This window comes from Streptococcus sp. V919 (assembly GCF_054353475.1).
Map to the genome: position 1 here is coordinate 361071 of NZ_JBTHHY010000001.1, position 17887 is coordinate 378957.

The following is a 17887-nucleotide window of genomic DNA, read 5'->3' on the forward strand; positions in this document are numbered from 1 at the left end:
CAAAAAAATATTCTAGAAAAAAGTATAGAAAAGTGTTGACAAGCTCTATAAAAAAGTATAGAATATATATTGTAAAGCGAAATATAAAGCGAAAATAAAAGAGAAAAGACGAACTAAAAATAAAAGCTTTGGCGAGCGTTATGATTGGTTTAGAAAGTCCTTTGTTTATGTTTTTCTTATACCTTGATTATAGACTTTAGTCTAGAAAAAGTCAAGAAATTCTATAAAAAAGTTTTCGCTTTGTGTTTCTCTAAAAAAAGAAAGGAGCTACACATGAGCACACAACACCAAAAGTGGAACGAACTGGTAAAACAAAAAATGGCTGAACGCAATTGGAATAATGCTGATTTAGCACAAGCAATTGGATTCAAGCGCACATCAAGCGTTATCACAGAATTATTTAACATCGGTAAAGGTTCTGATGATTTGAAACTAAAGATTTCAAAAAAATTAGGAATATCAGAATCATGGGAAAAATTTGAGGAGTAGAAAATGAACGAAATATTTAATTTTCACGGACAAGAGGTCCGTACTATGACAATTAATGATGAGCCTTGGTTCGTCGGAAAAGATGTTGCAGATATATTAGGATACAGCAAAGCAAGAAATGCAATTGCTCTTCACGTTGACGAAGAGGACGCCCTAAAACAGGGCATCCCTACTAGCGGCGGAATGCAAGACATGTTGATCATCAACGAATCAGGATTATACTCGCTTATACTATCTAGCAGATTGCCACAAGCGAAAGAATTTAAGCGTTGGGTGACATCAGAAGTTCTTCCAGCCATTCGCAGACAAGGCGGATTTATTCGTGAGGACTTGGACGAAGATGCCTTCATTGCTCTATTTACTGGTCAGAAAGAACTTCGAAAGCAACAAGTCACAATGCTTGAAGATATCGACTATCTCAAGAATGAACAACCAATCCATCCTAGCTACGCTCAATCACTCTTGAAGAAGCGTAAGGCTCGAGTGGTTGCTTGTCTTGGTGGAATCGACAGTCCAGCTTATGCAGACAAGACATTCGCTCAATCAGTATTCAGACAAGCTGAAATTGATTTCAAGGATCATTTCAATATCAGTCGATATGACTTACTACCAAAAAAATTCGCAGAAGCAGCACTTGCCTATTGGATGACTTGGGAACCAAGTACCAACACTAAGATGAAAATTATGGATTTGAATGCTTTTAACATAGCTCAGAGAGGATAAATAATGAAACCAAACCGATATCCGTATAGCGGAAAAAAAGAGTCAACTTTGAAGGTTGACTCAGATAAAATTGCCACAGGGATTACGGCTAGAAATTTAGCTATTCACCCTTTAAAATACCAAGCTCTAACAGTGAGTTAGTAATAGTGACGACTGTATTTTTGGAAGTTGATTTAGAAACATATTCTATTATGTTAACGATATGTTGCGCTTGATCGTTGTTAATATTTAGATTCATCGCATTTAATTCCTTAATAACAAATTCAATGAGCTCGTTATTGAAGTTAAAATTTTTATCAATGTGTTTGTTAATAACTTCCATAAAAATTTTTGTATCCATGATTTCCTCCTTTCTATTGAAATTTTGACTAAAACGGTGAGAGGTCCTAGCCAAGATATATTATAACATAACAAAACAGAAATTCACAACATATCATGAGTGTATGTGATTGTTTTACAACATATTGTGTTTAGAGGTAAAAAATGTGGGAAAAATTAAATAAAATCATGCAGGAGAGAGATTTAAACGGTAGTCAGTTATCTAAAATGGCTGGAGTTAATCGTAGTTTCTTTTCTGACTTAAAAACAGGAAAGGTAAAATATCTTTCTTGGCCAAATATGTGCAAAATAGCTGATGCACTGGAAGTCAGCTTGGATGAATTTAGATAACAAAAAAGCACCTGACAGAAATCAGGTACTTACTTAAATACATACATTGATTATATCACATAAGGAGGTTATTGTGAATATTCTCAGCGAAAACTTTGAGTATGGCATCCAACTAATTGTTAAGGATCAATTTAAAGAATGTCTCAAAGAATTATTAGAACATGAAACAATTGAGAAACGATGGCTCTCAATCGAAAGTGCTGCTAATTATTCAGATTGTAGCACAAATACCATTCGTAAATGGTTAAAAATGGGATTAAACCTATATAAAATTGACGGAACAAAACGAATTGACAAGAATGAACTCGATGAGTTTATTCAAGCAAATCTTGTAATTTAGTATTAGAAAGTAGAAAAAATGAACGAACCAAACATTTTAAGCCAATTATTTGGAGTATCGCTAACATTTATCGGCATCTTTGCAATCATGCTTTTTACTTGTCGATATGAAGACAAGCAAGAAAAAAAACCAACGATCATCATTGAAGAAGCAGAGGGTTTCAGAGAAATTGCTAGAAGAAATCTAAAAAATTGTGACAGAAAGTCAACTTACGACACACAGCCACCTGTTGGCCTTTCATCAACCATCGATGACCTACCATCTGACTTGAAGATGTGTGTTGAAGATTACGACAGACTAGCGAATGACTATCAAGAAGAAACTCGCAACAATGACATTTTAAAAAGACAAAACACTAGTCTTTTAGAAGAAAACGGTCGCTTACTCTACAAAGAAATGACAATGGATTTCCGTAAAAATCAAAGAAAGTGGGGAGCACGAGCATGACAGCTAGTTTTAAAAGTAAAGAAGGAGGGTAGTTATGTCTGAAATTAAATGGATTAAGATTACGACAGATATTTTTGATGATGAAAAAATTTGTCTCATCGATGCACTACCTGATCATGATGCAATTTTAGTTATTTGGTTTAAAATTCTAGCTCTTGCTGGTAAACACAACCGAAACGGACTACTTATGATGTCCGACAAGGTTCACTATACTGATGAAATGCTGGCTACCATCTTTAGAAGACCGTTAAACACTGTAAGAATGGCCCTTGGAATTTTTGAACAATTTGGAATGGTTGAAATCATTGATGGAATTATCGCTTTACCAAACTGGGAAAAGCACCAAAACATTGATGGAATGGAAAAAATCAAAACACAAACTAGGAACAGAGTCGCAAGATATCGTGAAAAACAAAAAAATCTTGCGCTTGGTAACGCTACATGTAACGTTACAGTAACGGAAAGTAACGCAACAGAAGAAGATAGAGATAAAGATAAAGAATTAGATAAAGATAAGAATATAAATAATCATAATAATGAAAATCAAATTCAAATCATTGTCGAAGAATATCAATCTCGTATCGCACCAATAGATGGAACCCAATTTTCAATCATAAAAGAATTTATCGAACTAGATGAGATGGAACCAGGAGTTATTCTTAAAGCAATCGGGATTGCTGCTGACAACGGAAAAAGGAATTTTAGTTACATAAAAGCTATTTTAACCACTTGGAAGAATGATGGTATTTTGACAATGGCAGCAGTCGAGGAACGTGAGCGGGTTTTCAAAGAAAGTAAAAATAAAGGCTCAATCAATCAAACAAACAAGAAATCCAATGTACCAGAATGGTCTCGCCCTAATTATGTAAATACAACAAGTGAAGAGACTAAAAAGGAGTTAGAAGAAAAGAAAAAAGAAATGTTAGATAGATTGAAGAAAGGGGATCAATAATGTTCATCTTAAAACATGGAACAAAAGAAGATAAACCTTTCTTGAAATCTGTTGATGTAGAAGTTACTGGAATAGAAATTTCTTTTTCTGATGAAAGAAGAGCAATGAAGTTTGCTTCTCGTGGTGCAGCTATTCAAGTCGGAAAAGCATTAAGAGGTTCCTTTGGGAACTTCTATCCAGTCGAGGTGCTAGGATGATAAAACTCTATTTTGTCTATAACGGACATTGTCGGCTATTTATTGGAGAGTACAACAATGTTGATGACCTTATCGAAGATATGAAGGATCATCAATGGGCATACTCTGGGATAACTAGACCACATTTCACAAAACACATCAAAAAGGATAGCGTCAGATTTGATTATGGCGCAAAAGATTGCTACTACCTAGCAATCAAATAGGAGGTAAGAATGATTAATAACGTATCGCTTGTAGGAAGACTGACACGAGATCCAGAGTTGAAATACACACCATCAAATATTGCAATTACAACTTTTAACCTGGCAGTCAATCGTAATTTCAAAGGAGCAAATGGAGAGCGAGAAACTGACTTTATTAATTGCATGATTTGGAGAAAACAAGCTGAGTTACTTGCTGAATGGTGCAAAAAAGGAAACCTCGTAGGAATTACAGGGCGCATTCAAACTCGTAGCTATGACAACCAACAAGGGCAACGTGTTTATGTAACAGAAGTAGTTGCTGATACTTTCCAGCTACTAGAAAAACGTGATAATTCTGCAAACCAATCAAATATTGAAGAGCAGATGCCAGCAAGTTTTGGAGCTACCAACCCTCTGGATATTTCAGATGATGACATGCCATTCTAGGAGGTATTCAGATGAACGAAATTAAACGAGCTAGAATTGAAGCGTTGAAACACTCAATCGAAATAACAGAACAACGTATCAAAGAAACTAAAGAACCATGCTTACCAAGATACAGGCATATCCGTTCTGCTGAACGTGATCTTTTGAGGAAAAAGCTAAAAGGCTATCAGAAAGAGTTAAAGGAGTTGGAAAATGAATAAACAGGAATTAATTGAGAAAATCGAAGCCTTACCAGATAATATCGGTCTTATTAGACCACATATTGATAAGAAAATAGTTTTAGGTCTAGTCAGACAACTAGACGAACCGCAGAAAGTCAAAGTATCTGAGGAAGAAGCGAAATTCCTTGAAACGTTTGATTTTAATTGTGAAAGTGATGTTACAACAGCTTTATATCATGTTTCAAGAACTGGCTGGGGTTATTATTTAAGAGATAACGATGGCATAGAATTAAAAGACTTGAGTGAAGGGTTTAGGGAACTTGAAAACAGAAAAAGATTAATAAAAGCTATACTTGACGGCTACGAGGTCGGGAAAGAAAAGCGGTATTTGGTGACGATAAAGGGGGTTATGAGTAATTTTAGGGTATTAAAACATAATATCAATGAAGATACTTGGTATATGAGTAACAAAATAAATTATACGGATTTAAAAGCTTACCATACTAAGAAAGAACTCGAAGATGCAGGCTTTGGTGAAGTGTTTGATAGTTCACTGTTTGAAGTTGAGGAGGTTGAAGATGAATAAACAGGAATTGATAAAGAAGTACAAAAAACTTGAAGGTGTATGGGATGCTCCAGGAGCAGAAACAGCCCGTCAAATTTTTCTACAAGACTTGGACCAACTAGACGAACCCGAAAAAGTCAAAATCCCGCAGTTTACAGCAGATTGGATTGAGCATTTCAAAAAAACGAGTGATTGGGATTTGTTTCAAGCAATGGACTATTTATTTGAACATACGATAACGTGTGAGTGGATAGAAACTAAAGATAACCAAGAACTCTTCGCTCGTGCATGGATATTCGGCTACGAGGTCGAGAAAGAGAAGCGGTATAAAGTTAAAGTGAAAGGTATTTGTGAAAATCACGAAACTTTGAACCGTGAGAAATATTCAAACAAATGGCTTTTCTCAGATTATGAAGAAAACAGGCTTTATGATACAACTCACACCCGAAAAGAGTTAGAAGAAGCTGGTTTCGGCTGGATGTTTGATTGTAAGGGTTTGGAAGTTGATGAGGTGGTAGAATGATAATATCAGATGAAGAATGGATAAAATTAATAAAAGATGGACAAAAATTTGCCTTGGAGATACTTGGAGAAGATTTCACAAATGATGATGAGGAGGTAATAGAATGAGCCTTACGCTAAATAGCAGTATAACCGAACTAGTTCTTGAAATTGGTAATCTGTTAAATTCTCCCGAAAACAACACAAGAACTTTTGCGCTTGAAATTCCAAACCAATCTTTCTTTTTAGAAATCACAATAAAACCTAAAAAAGAGGAGATTAAGGAAGTGACACCATATAGCATGAATAAAATCATGAAAGATGAACAATCTGTTTTTGAAAAAGATAATAACTTTCATAAGCAAAAGCAAAAAGAAAAGAAGAATCCTATTTTCAAAAGAAATAAACCAAAGAAGTTTTAAGGAGGTAACGGAATAATGCCAAATTGGGCCGAAGGATCTCTTAAGTTAAGAGGGAGAAGCGAAAATATTGCATCAGCATTGAAAGAAATGCTATTAAGCGACACTGTAACACTAAAAGATGAATATGATGGCACTCTACTTATATTCAACAGCACAGGTCCCTATTTTTACATCAATGGGACAAGACGAGCGTTTATTGATCGAAAACAAATAGAAGTTTGGCTTGAAGAAAAATTTTGTACCGTTGAACTGGATAATTTTAAGCAAGCGTGGAGTGCTATTCCAGAAAATTATCAAGAAATTTCAAGTAAGTTTGATGTTGATATTAAAATTTTTACGTTTGAGTGTGGCATAGAATTCACACAGGAAATTGAAATTTCCAAAGGTGAAATTATCAAAGATGTTTGTTATGAATATGTTGATTATCAATGGGAAGTTCCATTCAGCAATTTAGGAGGTTGAGCAATGAGACGCTTCTTGATTGGCTATGCCTTACTTACTACTTGCTTGTTATTTATACAACGTGAAGCACAGAAACCCTTGCTTGTTTATCATGCTGATAACAAGTATCAGATTACTGGCAAGGTTACAGAAAAACGAAAAATCGGAAACTTGTTCACTATCACGGTTAACGGCAATGTGTTCGTGGTGAGTGAAGACAAATATAGAAATATTGAAATAGGAGATGATATTGAATTATGAACACACTAGAAAATGTAAAACAATGGTTTATTGACCGTGATCTTGAAAATGGTGGACGATTAGACAAGCAGTCGCTCAAACTCAGTGAAGAATTTGGTGAGCTATGCGCTGGATATCTCAAGAAGAATGAGAAAGTTACCAAGGACAGCATCGGTGATTGTGCAGTCGTGATTGTCGGTTTAGCACTATTAATCAAAGAAGATGTGAATCAGATTTTTGAAGAGTCTGGTACTTTACGGAAGAAAGAAATTACAGAAACATTAATCTCAATCAATGCAAACATCAGCGAGTTTCAACTATCGCAAGGATTTGCTAGTAAGGTAATGTGCAGACACAATCTAGTGCGCTGCATTGGTTATCTGAAGAATCTTGGATATGATTTTGACGAATGCTTTGAGTTAGCCTATCAGGAAATTAAAGACCGTAAAGGTCGCTGGATTGATGGTTCATTCGTGAAAGAGGAGGATTTGCCGAATGGATAGAAATGTGATTCATCCCAGTCATTATATATCTGATAGTGGACTAGAACCAATCGATGTGATAGAAGCATTCAAACCTTGTCCTGAATATAAAGCGGGCTTCTTTTGGGGTAATGTCGTAAAGTACGTTTTGCGCTTTCATAAAAAGAATGGTGTCGAAGATTTGAAAAAGGCAGAATTTTATTTGAAACGGCTTATTGAGGAATTGGAACATGGATAGACTTGAATATGAATACGCACTTTATCAAGGTGATATCTTTATCACTTGTGGCACGTTAAAAGAAATCAGCGCAGAGACTGGGATTGCTATTGTTACACTAAACTCTTATGCTTCACCATCGTATAAACAGAAAAATCCAAATGGTAAACAACTAATAAAAGTGGATTTTGAAAAATTAAGTGACCAACAATGCGAGCGATTCGCTTTTATGTTGAAGCAAAAAAGAATAGATAATAAACTTTCAAGAAGTGAACTAGCCAAAAAGTTAGGTTACTCTTACGCAGAAATAATGAAATGGGAAAAGAAAACTAAAAAACCTAATCTTTATATAGCTGAAGATGTAGCGACATTTTTTAAAATCCCTCTGAATGTTTTGATTGGAGAGAAATAAAAATACTGCACATAAGATAAAAAAATCAAAGTCATCAAGGAGGGGGAATTTGAGAACATTAAACAGTCGTGAGCTATACTACCTGGATAGAGAACTTTCAAAATTTAAAGAAGTTGATCGTGACATCTGGGTTAGAACTGCTGAGATAATGGCTAAGAATGGCGAAGAACTAGTAGGTAGTCGAGGAAATCAAATCAGCAAACCTACTGAAAATACAGTTATAAAACTATGTAGTGATGTACCTCTAAAAAATCTTGAACTATTCAAAGAAACAGTAGAAACATTTCTCAAAGAGTTGACATCTGAACAACAAGAAATCTTTGAAATGAGATGGGGACAATCAGAACTTGAATGGGAAGAAATTGCTGGTAAATTATTTGTGAGTGATGCAACCATTTATCGAAAAAGAAAAACAATTTTAAAAACATATGCAAAAATCAAAGGTATTGCATAAAGTGAGAATAAAAACTATTGTATTCTCACTTTAAACGATATATCATGATAGCATGAACTTCTGAACAAAAACACACTCACACTTTGGGAAATATCCTTAACTTTAGTCAAAAAAGTTGTCCAACAGAAGTATCGTCAAGAGTCAGCAAACGCTGGCTTTTTGTTTTACAGAAAGGAGGTAAAACATGGAATATGTATCACCAATAAAAGACAGTGATGATATCCAGGCCATGAAAGACTATTTGAAAGAATGGAATGAGATGTACTACATGCTATTCATCACAGGTCTGAATACTGGATTGCGAGTTGGAGATATACTTACCCTGAAAGTGAAAGATGTCCAAGGTTGGCATATTAAACTGAGGGAACGTAAGACTGGTAAGCAGATCACTAGACGAATGACCAAAGAACTCAAAAAAGAAATGAGGAGATATGTTGAAGGCAAACCATTCCACCATTTCTTATTCAAGAGCAGGCAAGGTCAAAATAAAGCGATCACTCGTGAGAGAGCCTATCAAATTATTCATGAAGCAGCCGAAGAGCTAGGAATTGATAACGTAGGAACTCACACGATGCGCAAGACTTTTGGGTATAAATACTACAACAAGACAAAGGATGTAGGAACATTGCAAAAAATGTTCAATCACTCATCACCAGCAATAACGCTTAGATACATAGGAATTGAACAAGCAGAGCTTGATGATGCGCTACGGAACTTTGTCATTTAATTTTTTTAATTATTACTTTCACATAATGAGTTAAGCATAAACTGAAAAAATGAAACGCTTTAAAACCTATGATTAGTAAGGGTTTAAGATTTAGAGTGAGTTTAACAAAATATAAGATATGTGAAAGTGAGGGGTAAAATTGGTATAGTCCGAGGAGGGAAAAATAATGGAGCTATTAGGATTAATTGTTGGATATCCAGTTATATGCTATGCGATAATAATTTGTCTTATACATATTTTTGATTGGTCAGAAAGTGAAGTAGATGATTTATTATTCTCATGGGTTGTGTTCCTCGCTTTGCCTTTTATCTTTTTATTTGTAGCAACTAGATTTTATCTAGGTAAAATAATAGGCAAAATAAAAAGATGAGAATAAAAGCTATTGTTTTCTCACATAAAAAGAATTATTATGATAGCATGGATTTCTTGTATGAGATGGGATAGGTCGTTGGCCTGTCCCTTTTAGTATCGAGAGAAGGAGGTTTGATATGTATAACAAACCTATTAGACAAACCTTGAAGTCTAAGAAGTGGGAGAAGTTCCGTGATAAAGTAATGCGAAGACATGACTATCTTTGTCAAGAAAGTTTACGCTATGGAATTTCTACTCAAGCAGAAATGGTCCATCATATTTTCCCTGTGTCAGAATATCCTGAACTTGAATTCGTTGAATGGAATTGTTTGCCATTGACAAACAAAAAACATAACACGTTTCATGATAGAGTTAATGACAAAGTAATTAACCAGGGATTATATTGGCAGAAAAAACGAAAAAAGGATTTTGAGGATTTTTTTAAAAATCAAAAAAATGAAATTTTGTAAAAATCGAATTTTTAAATTTTTCGATTTTTCATTTTTACCCCCCCACCTAAAAAAAATATTTTTTGGGCTGTTGGGTACCGGTGAAGGGAACTTTTTCCAAGTCGGGACCCTTCAAACAAAAAGGGGATAAAAACTAAGCAATTTTGGCAGAAGGAGGTAGTTTTTGGCTAAACCAATTACAGCAAAGTCAATCAAGACAAAAGTAGTCAAGCAGATGAAAGACTTGGGCACTTATCGTAAAGAGTTTGAAATGATCATTGACATCTTTGCAGGAATGCTATATCAGTATCAAAAGCTTGCTCAAGATTATGCTGACATGGGTTATCCAGTAACAGATACCTACGTCAATAAGGCTGGTGCTGAAAATGAGCGCAAAGTTCCAATCTTGACAGCAATGGAAATTTTGAGGAAAGACATTCTCAGCTACTCTAACCAGTTGATGATGAATCCGAAGTCGCTCGGTGAGATAGTGGAACCTGAAGGAGAATCCGTTCTATCTGAAGTCTTGAAGTTTAAAAATGAAATCAAGAAGAAGCGAGTGACTGGCAATGGGTAATCTTGATAAAGCAAAAGAGTATGCCCAGCACGTCATATCCCACAAAGATGAACATTGTGAAGAGAACATTCTTGCAGCTGAAAGATTCATTCGTGATCTTGATAATCCAGAATTTGACATGGATGAGGAAATCGTTGATTTCGTTGTCCACTTCATCGAAAACACAATAGTCCATCAACAGGGTGATGATATGTTTGCGGTGTCTATCCGCAATAAACCCTTACTCTTACAACCGTGGCAACACTTTGTAGTAGTCAATCTGTTTGGATTCTACTACAAGGGTACTAATGAGCGTAGGTTCAAAGAAGCGCTTATCATGCTCGCTCGTAAGAATGGGAAAACATCGTTTACTGCTGCAATCGCTCTAGCTTATCAGATATTAGACACGGATAGCGGTTCAAAATGCTACATCGTGGCCAACTCAGTCAAGCAAGCGATGGAAGCCTTTGGATTCTTGAAATTCAACGTTGAAAGATGGAACGACAAGAACATTCGTATCAAGGATAATAACCAAGAACACTCTATCACTGCTAATTTTGGGGGTGAGGGTTCTTTCTTTATCCAGGCACTAGCCAACGATGAGAGCCGTTTGGACTCTTTGAATGGGAATGTTATCATCTTGGACGAAGCTCACACGATGAGAAACAGTAAGAAATACGGACTTATGAAGAAAACAATGTCAGCATACCGAAACAGTATGCTTTTTGTTATTTCAACGGCTGGTGATATTCCTACTGGTTTCCTTGCCAATCGTTTGAAATACTGTCAAAAGGTCCTTAAACAATTGGTCAAGGATGATTCCTTGTTCATGTTTATCTGCAAAGCTGACCAAAATACAGATGGCGATGTAGGAGATTACCTGGACGAGAACGTTCTAAAAAAAGCTAACCCTTCATGGGGTGTGACGGTGTCGCTCAAGTCTCTTAAAGAAGAAGCAGAGCAAGCTATGAACGATCCACAGACAAGAAATGAGTTTTTTAACAAGACTTTGAATGTCTTTACAAACTCAATGAACGCTTACTTCAATCCTGATGAGTTCATCGCTTCAGATAGTCAATACGATTGGACCTTAGAGGAACTGTCACGCTTGCCTATTCAGTGGTATGGTGGTGCTGACTTATCAAGAATGCACGACTTGACCGCTGCTGCTCTCTATGGTGTCTATCATGATGGTGAGAAAGACGTTGATATTTGTATCACACACGCTTTCTTTCCTCGTGTCAATGCTCAAAAGAAGGCTAACGATGACGGCATTCCACTCTTTGGGTGGCAGTCTGATGGATGGTTGACCATGAGCAACACTCCGACAGTTCTCTATGATGATATCGTTAAATGGTTCATCAAGATGAGGGAGAAAGGGTTCAAGATTTCTGCTGTCGGAATGGATAGGAAGTTTGGTCGTGAGTTTCTAACAAAGATGAAACAAGCTCGGTTTAAGATGATTGACCAACCCCAACTTTTTTGGCTGAAATCAGAGGGTTTCAGACGAATTGAGTTCAAAGTTAAAAATAAAGAATTTTACTATCTTCACTCTGACGCTTATGAATATTGTGTAAGTAATGTCAGAGCTATTGAGAAAGTGGACGATGCTGTGCAATATGAAAAATTAGACGGTGACGGTGGTACTGCAAGAATTGACTTGTTCGATGCCAGCATTTTTGCTTGTATCCAAGCTCTTGCAAATCTTGGTAAAAACCAAGATGTCATGAGCTTCTTTAAGTAAAGAGAAAGGAGGTGAGAAAACATGGGGCTTTTAGATAGGATTTTGAAACGAGGTAAAACTCAAAGCGGAACGAACGTCATCACTCATTCAGACTTCGGTTTGTTTCTTGATGGTGATGGTTACGTTCCATTGGCCCGTAATCCTGATGTGGTTGCAGCAGTCAACAAGGTTGCTGACATGGTATCCAATATGACCATTCATTTGATGGAGAATACAGATAAAGGCGATATCCGAATTAAAGACGGACTAGCTAGAAAAATAGATGTTAACCCATGCGACAATATGACTCGCAAGACTTGGATTTTCAAGATTGTGCGTGACTTATTATTGTTTGGTGATGGTAATTCGGTTCTTCATGTTGAGTATGATCCTGTGAATGATTATATTTTGAACCTAAGACCATTCGCGATGAGTGAAGTATCTTTCAGAAGTGATGATAACGGTTATGTCGTAAATTATCGTGGCACTGATTACAATCCAAGCGAAATCGTACACTTTGCAATCAATCCAGATCCAGACAATCCATTTGTAGGTACTGGATATAGACTTGCTCTGAGAGATATTGTTAGGAATTTAAACCTTGCTACTCAAATCAAAAAAGGATTTATGAGCGGGAAGAATGTTCCAAGTTTGATTGTGAAAGTTGATTCTTCGAGTGGAGACTTAGCAACTCAAGAAGGTCGTGATCTAGTCGCTAAGAAATATCTTAGCACTAGCCAATCTGGTGAACCGTGGATTATCCCTGATGCTCTTATGAGCGTCGAACAGGTTAAACCACTCAGTTTGAAAGATATTGCTATCAATGAATCTGTTGAAATTGATAAGAAAACAGTTGCTGGACTTTTGGGAGTTCCAGCTTTTATTTTAGGAGTTGGAAATTTCAACAAAGAAGAATACAACAACTTTGTCAATACAACAGTCATGAGCATCGCAACGACAATCACTCAGACCTTAACTAGAGATTTACTAGTTTCAAACAATCGGTATTTCAAACTTAACGCTCGCTCGCTTTATTCTTACGATATTACAGAATTGTCATCAGTAGCACAACAGATGACTAATAGCATGGCAATGCGTAGAAACGAGTGGAGAGACTGGTTAGGAATGCCACCTGATCCTGATATGGATGAGCTCCTTGCTCTTGAAAACTATATCCCACAAGATAAACTTGGGGACCAGAAAAAGTTGAAAGGAGGTGAGGAAGAAGATGAACAAACGCAATAGTTATCGCACCGCTCAATTCAAAACACGAGAAGAAACCGAAACTGGTGATTTGATTTTGAGTGGGTACTTTATCAAGTTCGATGAAGTTACTGAATTATGGCCAGGTTACTTTGAAGTGATTAAGCGTGAAGGTGTTGAAAAAGCAATCCAAAACGCTGACATCAGGGCATTGTTTAACCATGATGATAGTTTAGTGCTTGGTCGTACTGGAAATGGAACGGTCATTTTGGGAGTTGATGAAATCGGACTTTTCGGAGACATCATCATAAATAAAGAAGACCCGCAAGCTATCGGAGCCTATGCTCGTGTTCAACGTGGAGATGTAGTCGGATGTAGCTTTGGCTTTATCCCAATTAAAATCGACACAGAAGAACGTGCTGATGGTTCGTACCTGGACACTATCTTAGAATTAGAAATCTTTGAAGTGAGCCCATGTACTTTCCCAGCATATCCACAAACGGAAATAGCTGCACGACAGAAAGACTTTGAAAGTCAACAGCGTGCTAATCGTGAAGCGCTAGACAAGCGCAAAAAAGAAATTAAGGAGAAATTTAATCTATGCACAAATCATTGATTTTGGGCGCTCGTATGCGCAACAAAGCAGATAAGGTAGTAGAGCTTGAACAATCAATCGAGGAATTGAACAAACGCTCTGAACTTGAAGCTGCTAAATTGGAACAAGCTAGAAATGATGAAGAAGTTTCAGCAGTTGAAAAGAACCTTGAAGAACTCCAAAAAGAATTGGATGAAAAGGAAGCAGAAAAAGAAAAACTTGAAGCAGAAATCGAAGATTTGAAAAATCAAATCGAAGAACAAAACCGTAAAGCACCAACTTATCCAAAAAAAGAAGAACAACGTGGAGGACAAAAATTGGAACAACGTGATGCAATCGCAAAATACATTCGCTCTGGTCAAACTCGTGACATCGTAGGATTGAAAACTACTGATTCAGGAAGTGCAGCTCTAATCCCTACTGAAGTATTAAAACCACACTTTGTAGACAAAACACGCAATCCACTTTTGGACCTTGTGAAGCGTGTAAAAGTTAACAGCGGTGGTGGTAAATATCCAGTTATCAAGAAAAGTGATGCTAAAATGTCATCAACAGATGAATTGAAGGCTAATCCAGAGCTTGCAAAACCAAACATCACTGATGTTACTTACTCAATCAAAACATATCGTGGCTATATCCCAGTATCACAAGAAATGATTGATGATGCAGATTACGACATCATGGAAATCGTCGAAGAAGAAGTGTTTAACCAAGGGGAAAACACTGAACTTTCATTGGTTGCAGAAGTTCTAAAAACAGCTACTCCATCCGATGCTACTGGATTTGATGGTATCAAAGACATCTACAACAAAAAACTTAAACCAATTTATAAAGCAAGTATCGTAGTAACTCAATCAATGTTTGCAGCTCTTGATAAAGTCAAAGACAAAAATGGAAACTATATGCTCCAACCAGATGTCACATCACCTACTGGTTACTCATTCGGTGGCAAGACTATCTACACAGTAGACGATACAGTATTTGGTAGCGAGCGTGATATGAAATTCTTTATCGGTGACATCGCTGAATTCGTTGGATTATTTGACCGTTCTCAAGTATCTGTTAAATGGGTGAACAACGACATCTATGGACAATTGCTTGGACTTTTCATTCGCTTGGATGTTAAGAAAGTAGATGAAGCTGCTGGATTCTTTGGTACTTATACTGACGCAGTTGGGTAAGGAGGTGGCCTTTGAGCTATACAGTAATCCGTCCATTTAAGGACTTGAACGATCCTGAAGAACATGACTACTCAGTTGGTGATACCTTTCCTCGTGAAGGGCATAAACCAACTGAAACATTCATCAACGGTCTTTTGAATGGGTTAAATAGTGCTGGTTCAATTTTCATTGAGGAAGTACCAGACGAAAAACCTAAAAAAGCAAAAGCTAAACCAGTTGTAGAAGAGCCCGTTGCAGAAGAAGAGGAATAAACATGAATGAATTTCAGCTTTTAGAGTTACTGAAACTCAAGTTAGGTATTTCAACCAAACTGAGAGACAAGCCTCTAGAAAAAATCATTTCAAGTGTCATCACTGAATTGACCGACAATCTTGGTGTTGAGCTTGTCGGTGACCGTGCTGATCATGAAATGTTTATTGTTGACTATGCTGCTTATCGCTATGAAGGTGGAGTGGATATGCCACGACACCTTCAGTGGCGATTACACAATTTGCAATTATCGTCAAAGAAAGAGGTTAAGAATGTGGAACAATGAAATCACACTGACCTCTAGAAAAATCAAAGGTAAGGACAAGCTCAAACAACCAATCTACGAAGAAGTAGAAGTGACAATACTGTGTCGCAAAAAGAAAGTTACTCGCTCTGAATTTTATCAAGCCAATCAAGCAGGATTAAGACCGAGCTTGGTTGTTGAAGTTCACAATTTTGAATACGACAACCAAGAACATGCCATTTTCGAAGGCAAGAAATATCGTGTCTTAAAAACCTACCCAATTGATTCTGAAATTTTAGAATTGACTTTATCGGAGAAATTAGAATGAGTATTGACCTCGCTGATTTCATTGCAAAAGAGCTAGCTTCATATTCAACCGAGTTTTCTGAAGGAGTGGAAAAGATTGCTGAAGAGGTAGCAGAGGAAGCAGTACAAGAGTTAAGACAAACGAGTCCGAAACGATACGGGAAATATCGCAAAGGCTGGAAAAAGAAGAAGCTAGCAAATGGTTCTTACGTTGTCTTTAATTCTGTCGCTAGTCTTACTCACCTACTCGAGAACGGACACATCTTACGAGGTGGTGGTCGTGTATCTGGTATCATCCACATTAAACCAGTTGAAGAAAAAGTTATCGAGAATTTTGAAAAAAGAATCAAGGAGATTGGTCAATGAAACTTTCAGAGTTTGCTGATATTTTAGAGAAATCAGCCTTACCTGTAACTTACCGAGCGTATCAAGAGGGTAACGTCCCTGGTATGCCTTACCTGATTTACTACGAATCTAGTCCAGCAATCAATGCAGCTGACAATACGGTTAATCATGAGATTAAGAGCGTGACAGTCGAACTTGCATTTGAGCGTAAGGATGAAGATTTGGAAGAGCGACTAGAAGAGCTGTGGAAAACCCACGAGCTCTTTTTTGAAGCTCAAGAAGAAACATTTATCGAGACTGAAAGGTTATATGTCAAGCCTTATACAGTCTATCTTTACTAAGGAGGAATGACATGCCCGAAAATAAAGTAACGTTTGGTTTAAAAAATGTTCACATTGCACCTGTAAAAACTATTGGAGCAGATGGAGTGATTACTTACGATGAAGTATTCCGCTTCCCTGGAGCAATGGACTTGACACTAGATCCAAAAGGTGATTCTGGAGCAGTTAAAGCAGATGACATTGACTACCATTTTATCAACTCAAACGAAGGATACGATGGAAAACTTAAAGTTCCACACATCATCGAAGCATTTGCAACTAAAATCTTGGGAGAAATTAAAGACTCTCAAACTGGTGTCATGACTGAAAAAGGAGATGCAGAACCGACAGCGTTTGCTATCATGTTTGAATTCTCTGGTGACAAGAACAAAACCCGTCATGTTCTTTACTACTGTTCAGCTAGTCGCCCATCAAATGGATCATCAACCAAAAACGGTACAAACGTGAACGAACGTGAGCTATCTTTCAAAGCTAGCCCTCGTCCACTTGACTCTGTTATCAAACGCTCAATCACATCAGCTGATAACAACGAAGTCTACACCAAATGGTTCGAAAAAGTTTATGAACCTAACGCTGTTGGTTAAGGAGAAATAAATGCGCAAAATCATTATGGTTGGCGAGCAAGAGTATGAGCTAGGAACAAGCGCTTATACTCCTATCGCATACAAACAACAATTCGGAAAGGATTATTTCCAGGATTTATTCTCAATGTTACAGAATCAATCTCTTATGTCCGAATTAAACAAACTGAATTCTGGCGAAAAAGAATCGAATGAAGTTGATATTTCAATCTTGTCAGACTTTGACATGACATTCTTTAATCGTCTATTTTGGACCTTTGCTAAAACTGCAAATCCTCACATCAAACCTTACGAACAATTCTTTATGGAAATGGAAAGTTTCCCAATCCAGGAAGTTGGACCTGAGTTGATGGAAATGCTGAATGCAAGTATGTCAACAAAAAAGTCCCAGACCAGTCAGAAACAGCTAGCGAAGAAATCTTCACAGTAGAATCTTATTTATCCTGTTGTAAAGAAACAGGGTTGTCTATTGATGATTTGAAGAATATTTCAATCGGAATGGCTTTAGATTATCAAACAGATTATGTGAATTTACGAAGCGAAAGTAAAAAAGGTGAGCGAAAAGCCAACCAAGCTGATTTTGACAATTTTTAAAAGAAAAGGAGTGCTGAGAGAGCGATTCTAAGGTCAAGTTCATTGACCTGACTGCATTATCAGTCATAGAAGTTCTCTCAGCGCTTTTTATTTTTTAGAGA

At 36.8% G+C, this 17887-nt stretch carries 36 protein-coding genes; 35 read left to right on the top strand and 1 reads right to left on the bottom strand.

The window, feature by feature from the left end:
• The first annotated feature begins 273 nt into the window (after positions 1-273).
• Positions 274-489 carry a transcriptional regulator gene (locus ACXYSK_RS01880; protein ID WP_224376179.1) on the top strand — a complete coding sequence of 72 codons (216 nt, stop codon included), beginning with the start codon at positions 274-276 and terminating at the stop codon, positions 487-489.
• A 3-nt stretch (positions 490-492) separates the two neighbouring features.
• Positions 493-1212, top strand: coding sequence for an ORF6C domain-containing protein (locus tag ACXYSK_RS01885; protein ID WP_458624848.1), 720 nt, complete (start codon positions 493-495; stop codon positions 1210-1212).
• 100 nt (positions 1213-1312) lie between these two features.
• On the opposite strand, the gene ACXYSK_RS01890 is transcribed toward ACXYSK_RS01885, so the two are convergent.
• On the bottom strand, positions 1313-1552 hold the full coding sequence (locus ACXYSK_RS01890) for a hypothetical protein (RefSeq protein WP_458624849.1): 240 nt from the start codon (positions 1550-1552) through the stop codon (positions 1313-1315).
• Positions 1553-1695: 143 nt separating this feature from the next.
• Between ACXYSK_RS01890 and ACXYSK_RS01895 the strand changes: the two genes are divergently transcribed.
• The 33 genes from ACXYSK_RS01895 (at position 1696) to ACXYSK_RS02055 (ending at position 17786) form a co-directional block, all read left to right on the top strand.
• Positions 1696-1881 (top strand): helix-turn-helix domain-containing protein, encoded by a 186-nt coding sequence (locus ACXYSK_RS01895; RefSeq protein ID WP_458624850.1) that lies wholly within the window; start codon positions 1696-1698, stop codon positions 1879-1881.
• A 73-nt stretch (positions 1882-1954) separates the two neighbouring features.
• Positions 1955-2221, top strand: coding sequence for a helix-turn-helix domain-containing protein (locus ACXYSK_RS01900; RefSeq protein WP_458624851.1), 267 nt, complete (start codon positions 1955-1957; stop codon positions 2219-2221).
• Between the two features lie 18 nt (positions 2222-2239).
• Positions 2240-2668, top strand: a complete 429-nt coding sequence (locus ACXYSK_RS01905; protein WP_458624852.1) for a hypothetical protein — start codon at positions 2240-2242, stop codon at positions 2666-2668.
• Positions 2669-2702: 34 nt separating this feature from the next.
• The gene (locus ACXYSK_RS01910; RefSeq protein ID WP_458624853.1) at positions 2703-3620 is read left to right on the top strand and encodes a phage replisome organizer N-terminal domain-containing protein; all 918 of its coding nucleotides are present in this window, start codon (positions 2703-2705) and stop codon (positions 3618-3620) included.
• A complete protein-coding gene (locus ACXYSK_RS01915; protein ID WP_006150489.1) occupies positions 3620-3817 on the top strand; it encodes a hypothetical protein in 198 nt (65 codons plus the stop codon). Before ACXYSK_RS01910 ends, ACXYSK_RS01915 begins: the two co-directional genes overlap by 1 nt.
• Complete coding sequence (locus tag ACXYSK_RS01920; protein WP_025170002.1) at positions 3814-4020, top strand: hypothetical protein; 207 nt, start codon at positions 3814-3816, stop codon at positions 4018-4020. The genes ACXYSK_RS01915 and ACXYSK_RS01920 overlap by 4 nt, the downstream gene beginning before the upstream one ends.
• 9 nt (positions 4021-4029) lie before the next feature.
• Positions 4030-4446: a single-stranded DNA-binding protein gene (ssb, locus tag ACXYSK_RS01925; protein WP_458624854.1), complete on the top strand. Its 417-nt coding sequence runs from the start codon at positions 4030-4032 to the stop codon at positions 4444-4446.
• Positions 4447-4457: 11 nt separating this feature from the next.
• On the top strand, positions 4458-4646 hold the full coding sequence (locus ACXYSK_RS01930) for a hypothetical protein (protein ID WP_458624855.1): 189 nt from the start codon (positions 4458-4460) through the stop codon (positions 4644-4646).
• Positions 4639-5193 carry a DUF1642 domain-containing protein gene (locus tag ACXYSK_RS01935; protein ID WP_458624856.1) on the top strand — a complete coding sequence of 185 codons (555 nt, stop codon included), beginning with the start codon at positions 4639-4641 and terminating at the stop codon, positions 5191-5193. The genes ACXYSK_RS01930 and ACXYSK_RS01935 overlap by 8 nt, the downstream gene beginning before the upstream one ends.
• Complete coding sequence (locus tag ACXYSK_RS01940; protein ID WP_458624857.1) at positions 5186-5695, top strand: DUF1642 domain-containing protein; 510 nt, start codon at positions 5186-5188, stop codon at positions 5693-5695. Before ACXYSK_RS01935 ends, ACXYSK_RS01940 begins: the two co-directional genes overlap by 8 nt.
• A gap of 103 nt (positions 5696-5798) precedes the next feature.
• Positions 5799-6095 carry a hypothetical protein gene (locus ACXYSK_RS01945; RefSeq protein ID WP_458624858.1) on the top strand — a complete coding sequence of 99 codons (297 nt, stop codon included), beginning with the start codon at positions 5799-5801 and terminating at the stop codon, positions 6093-6095.
• 15 nt (positions 6096-6110) lie between these two features.
• Complete coding sequence (locus ACXYSK_RS01950) at positions 6111-6557, top strand: hypothetical protein (protein ID WP_458624859.1); 447 nt, start codon at positions 6111-6113, stop codon at positions 6555-6557.
• A gap of 3 nt (positions 6558-6560) precedes the next feature.
• Positions 6561-6797: a DUF1372 family protein gene (locus tag ACXYSK_RS01955; RefSeq protein WP_458624860.1), complete on the top strand. Its 237-nt coding sequence runs from the start codon at positions 6561-6563 to the stop codon at positions 6795-6797.
• Positions 6794-7279, top strand: a complete 486-nt coding sequence (locus ACXYSK_RS01960) for a MazG-like family protein (protein WP_458624861.1) — start codon at positions 6794-6796, stop codon at positions 7277-7279. Before ACXYSK_RS01955 ends, ACXYSK_RS01960 begins: the two co-directional genes overlap by 4 nt.
• Entirely contained in the window at positions 7272-7496 is a 225-nt protein-coding gene (locus ACXYSK_RS01965; protein WP_458624862.1) for a DUF3310 domain-containing protein, read from the top strand. The genes ACXYSK_RS01960 and ACXYSK_RS01965 overlap by 8 nt, the downstream gene beginning before the upstream one ends.
• Complete coding sequence (locus ACXYSK_RS01970) at positions 7489-7887, top strand: helix-turn-helix transcriptional regulator (RefSeq protein ID WP_458624863.1); 399 nt, start codon at positions 7489-7491, stop codon at positions 7885-7887. The genes ACXYSK_RS01965 and ACXYSK_RS01970 overlap by 8 nt, the downstream gene beginning before the upstream one ends.
• A 49-nt stretch (positions 7888-7936) precedes the next feature.
• Positions 7937-8341: a transcriptional regulator gene (locus ACXYSK_RS01975; RefSeq protein ID WP_458624864.1), complete on the top strand. Its 405-nt coding sequence runs from the start codon at positions 7937-7939 to the stop codon at positions 8339-8341.
• Between the two features lie 184 nt (positions 8342-8525).
• Positions 8526-9068 carry a site-specific integrase gene (locus tag ACXYSK_RS01980; protein ID WP_006150443.1) on the top strand — a complete coding sequence of 181 codons (543 nt, stop codon included), beginning with the start codon at positions 8526-8528 and terminating at the stop codon, positions 9066-9068.
• A gap of 166 nt (positions 9069-9234) precedes the next feature.
• Positions 9235-9438, top strand: a complete 204-nt coding sequence (locus ACXYSK_RS01985) for a hypothetical protein (protein WP_458624865.1) — start codon at positions 9235-9237, stop codon at positions 9436-9438.
• Between the two features lie 118 nt (positions 9439-9556).
• Positions 9557-9889 carry an HNH endonuclease gene (locus ACXYSK_RS01990; protein ID WP_441348153.1) on the top strand — a complete coding sequence of 111 codons (333 nt, stop codon included), beginning with the start codon at positions 9557-9559 and terminating at the stop codon, positions 9887-9889.
• 163 nt (positions 9890-10052) lie between these two features.
• On the top strand, positions 10053-10445 hold the full coding sequence (locus ACXYSK_RS01995; RefSeq protein ID WP_458624866.1) for a P27 family phage terminase small subunit: 393 nt from the start codon (positions 10053-10055) through the stop codon (positions 10443-10445).
• Complete coding sequence (locus ACXYSK_RS02000; RefSeq protein WP_458624867.1) at positions 10438-12168, top strand: terminase large subunit; 1731 nt, start codon at positions 10438-10440, stop codon at positions 12166-12168. The genes ACXYSK_RS01995 and ACXYSK_RS02000 overlap by 8 nt, the downstream gene beginning before the upstream one ends.
• Positions 12169-12189: 21 nt before the next feature.
• On the top strand, positions 12190-13392 hold the full coding sequence (locus tag ACXYSK_RS02005) for a phage portal protein (RefSeq protein ID WP_458624868.1): 1203 nt from the start codon (positions 12190-12192) through the stop codon (positions 13390-13392).
• Entirely contained in the window at positions 13376-13966 is a 591-nt protein-coding gene (locus ACXYSK_RS02010; protein WP_458624869.1) for an HK97 family phage prohead protease, read from the top strand. Before ACXYSK_RS02005 ends, ACXYSK_RS02010 begins: the two co-directional genes overlap by 17 nt.
• The gene (locus ACXYSK_RS02015; protein ID WP_458624870.1) at positions 13951-15126 is read left to right on the top strand and encodes a phage major capsid protein; all 1176 of its coding nucleotides are present in this window, start codon (positions 13951-13953) and stop codon (positions 15124-15126) included. The genes ACXYSK_RS02010 and ACXYSK_RS02015 overlap by 16 nt, the downstream gene beginning before the upstream one ends.
• A gap of 11 nt (positions 15127-15137) precedes the next feature.
• Entirely contained in the window at positions 15138-15377 is a 240-nt protein-coding gene (locus tag ACXYSK_RS02020) for a hypothetical protein (RefSeq protein WP_458624871.1), read from the top strand.
• 2 nt (positions 15378-15379) lie between these two features.
• A complete protein-coding gene (locus ACXYSK_RS02025) occupies positions 15380-15661 on the top strand; it encodes a hypothetical protein (protein WP_458624872.1) in 282 nt (93 codons plus the stop codon).
• Entirely contained in the window at positions 15648-15947 is a 300-nt protein-coding gene (locus tag ACXYSK_RS02030; RefSeq protein WP_458624873.1) for a phage head closure protein, read from the top strand. The genes ACXYSK_RS02025 and ACXYSK_RS02030 overlap by 14 nt, the downstream gene beginning before the upstream one ends.
• Entirely contained in the window at positions 15944-16291 is a 348-nt protein-coding gene (locus tag ACXYSK_RS02035; protein WP_458624874.1) for an HK97 gp10 family phage protein, read from the top strand. Before ACXYSK_RS02030 ends, ACXYSK_RS02035 begins: the two co-directional genes overlap by 4 nt.
• Positions 16288-16611 carry a hypothetical protein gene (locus ACXYSK_RS02040; RefSeq protein WP_458624875.1) on the top strand — a complete coding sequence of 108 codons (324 nt, stop codon included), beginning with the start codon at positions 16288-16290 and terminating at the stop codon, positions 16609-16611. The genes ACXYSK_RS02035 and ACXYSK_RS02040 overlap by 4 nt, the downstream gene beginning before the upstream one ends.
• An 11-nt stretch (positions 16612-16622) precedes the next feature.
• Positions 16623-17195, top strand: a complete 573-nt coding sequence (locus ACXYSK_RS02045; RefSeq protein ID WP_458624876.1) for a major tail protein — start codon at positions 16623-16625, stop codon at positions 17193-17195.
• Between the two features lie 10 nt (positions 17196-17205).
• Entirely contained in the window at positions 17206-17622 is a 417-nt protein-coding gene (locus ACXYSK_RS02050; protein WP_458624877.1) for a hypothetical protein, read from the top strand.
• Positions 17623-17654: 32 nt separating this feature from the next.
• Entirely contained in the window at positions 17655-17786 is a 132-nt protein-coding gene (locus ACXYSK_RS02055; protein ID WP_006150490.1) for a hypothetical protein, read from the top strand.
• Positions 17787-17887: the final 101 nt, after the last annotated feature.

What these genes read in the sequence shown, in the direction of transcription:
- ACXYSK_RS01880 (WP_224376179.1), top strand. Translation starts at nt 274, where the DNA reads ATGAGCACACAACACCAAAAGTGGAACGAACTGGTAAAACAAAAAATG.
- ACXYSK_RS01885 (WP_458624848.1), top strand. Translation starts at nt 493, where the DNA reads ATGAACGAAATATTTAATTTTCACGGACAAGAGGTCCGTACTATGACA.
- ACXYSK_RS01890 (WP_458624849.1), bottom strand. Translation starts at nt 1,552, where the DNA reads ATGGATACAAAAATTTTTATGGAAGTTATTAACAAACACATTGATAAA.
- ACXYSK_RS01895 (WP_458624850.1), top strand. Translation starts at nt 1,696, where the DNA reads ATGTGGGAAAAATTAAATAAAATCATGCAGGAGAGAGATTTAAACGGT.
- ACXYSK_RS01905 (WP_458624852.1), top strand. Translation starts at nt 2,240, where the DNA reads ATGAACGAACCAAACATTTTAAGCCAATTATTTGGAGTATCGCTAACA.
- ACXYSK_RS01910 (WP_458624853.1), top strand. Translation starts at nt 2,703, where the DNA reads ATGTCTGAAATTAAATGGATTAAGATTACGACAGATATTTTTGATGAT.
- ACXYSK_RS01915 (WP_006150489.1), top strand. Translation starts at nt 3,620, where the DNA reads ATGTTCATCTTAAAACATGGAACAAAAGAAGATAAACCTTTCTTGAAA.
- ACXYSK_RS01920 (WP_025170002.1), top strand. Translation starts at nt 3,814, where the DNA reads ATGATAAAACTCTATTTTGTCTATAACGGACATTGTCGGCTATTTATT.
- ssb (WP_458624854.1), top strand. Translation starts at nt 4,030, where the DNA reads ATGATTAATAACGTATCGCTTGTAGGAAGACTGACACGAGATCCAGAG.
- ACXYSK_RS01930 (WP_458624855.1), top strand. Translation starts at nt 4,458, where the DNA reads ATGAACGAAATTAAACGAGCTAGAATTGAAGCGTTGAAACACTCAATC.
- ACXYSK_RS01935 (WP_458624856.1), top strand. Translation starts at nt 4,639, where the DNA reads ATGAATAAACAGGAATTAATTGAGAAAATCGAAGCCTTACCAGATAAT.
- ACXYSK_RS01940 (WP_458624857.1), top strand. Translation starts at nt 5,186, where the DNA reads ATGAATAAACAGGAATTGATAAAGAAGTACAAAAAACTTGAAGGTGTA.
- ACXYSK_RS01945 (WP_458624858.1), top strand. Translation starts at nt 5,799, where the DNA reads ATGAGCCTTACGCTAAATAGCAGTATAACCGAACTAGTTCTTGAAATT.
- ACXYSK_RS01950 (WP_458624859.1), top strand. Translation starts at nt 6,111, where the DNA reads ATGCCAAATTGGGCCGAAGGATCTCTTAAGTTAAGAGGGAGAAGCGAA.
- ACXYSK_RS01955 (WP_458624860.1), top strand. Translation starts at nt 6,561, where the DNA reads ATGAGACGCTTCTTGATTGGCTATGCCTTACTTACTACTTGCTTGTTA.
- ACXYSK_RS01960 (WP_458624861.1), top strand. Translation starts at nt 6,794, where the DNA reads ATGAACACACTAGAAAATGTAAAACAATGGTTTATTGACCGTGATCTT.
- ACXYSK_RS01965 (WP_458624862.1), top strand. Translation starts at nt 7,272, where the DNA reads ATGGATAGAAATGTGATTCATCCCAGTCATTATATATCTGATAGTGGA.
- ACXYSK_RS01970 (WP_458624863.1), top strand. Translation starts at nt 7,489, where the DNA reads ATGGATAGACTTGAATATGAATACGCACTTTATCAAGGTGATATCTTT.
- ACXYSK_RS01980 (WP_006150443.1), top strand. Translation starts at nt 8,526, where the DNA reads ATGGAATATGTATCACCAATAAAAGACAGTGATGATATCCAGGCCATG.
- ACXYSK_RS01985 (WP_458624865.1), top strand. Translation starts at nt 9,235, where the DNA reads ATGGAGCTATTAGGATTAATTGTTGGATATCCAGTTATATGCTATGCG.
- ACXYSK_RS01990 (WP_441348153.1), top strand. Translation starts at nt 9,557, where the DNA reads ATGTATAACAAACCTATTAGACAAACCTTGAAGTCTAAGAAGTGGGAG.
- ACXYSK_RS02000 (WP_458624867.1), top strand. Translation starts at nt 10,438, where the DNA reads ATGGGTAATCTTGATAAAGCAAAAGAGTATGCCCAGCACGTCATATCC.
- ACXYSK_RS02005 (WP_458624868.1), top strand. Translation starts at nt 12,190, where the DNA reads ATGGGGCTTTTAGATAGGATTTTGAAACGAGGTAAAACTCAAAGCGGA.
- ACXYSK_RS02010 (WP_458624869.1), top strand. Translation starts at nt 13,376, where the DNA reads ATGAACAAACGCAATAGTTATCGCACCGCTCAATTCAAAACACGAGAA.
- ACXYSK_RS02015 (WP_458624870.1), top strand. Translation starts at nt 13,951, where the DNA reads ATGCACAAATCATTGATTTTGGGCGCTCGTATGCGCAACAAAGCAGAT.
- ACXYSK_RS02025 (WP_458624872.1), top strand. Translation starts at nt 15,380, where the DNA reads ATGAATGAATTTCAGCTTTTAGAGTTACTGAAACTCAAGTTAGGTATT.
- ACXYSK_RS02030 (WP_458624873.1), top strand. Translation starts at nt 15,648, where the DNA reads ATGTGGAACAATGAAATCACACTGACCTCTAGAAAAATCAAAGGTAAG.
- ACXYSK_RS02035 (WP_458624874.1), top strand. Translation starts at nt 15,944, where the DNA reads ATGAGTATTGACCTCGCTGATTTCATTGCAAAAGAGCTAGCTTCATAT.
- ACXYSK_RS02040 (WP_458624875.1), top strand. Translation starts at nt 16,288, where the DNA reads ATGAAACTTTCAGAGTTTGCTGATATTTTAGAGAAATCAGCCTTACCT.
- ACXYSK_RS02045 (WP_458624876.1), top strand. Translation starts at nt 16,623, where the DNA reads ATGCCCGAAAATAAAGTAACGTTTGGTTTAAAAAATGTTCACATTGCA.
- ACXYSK_RS02050 (WP_458624877.1), top strand. Translation starts at nt 17,206, where the DNA reads ATGCGCAAAATCATTATGGTTGGCGAGCAAGAGTATGAGCTAGGAACA.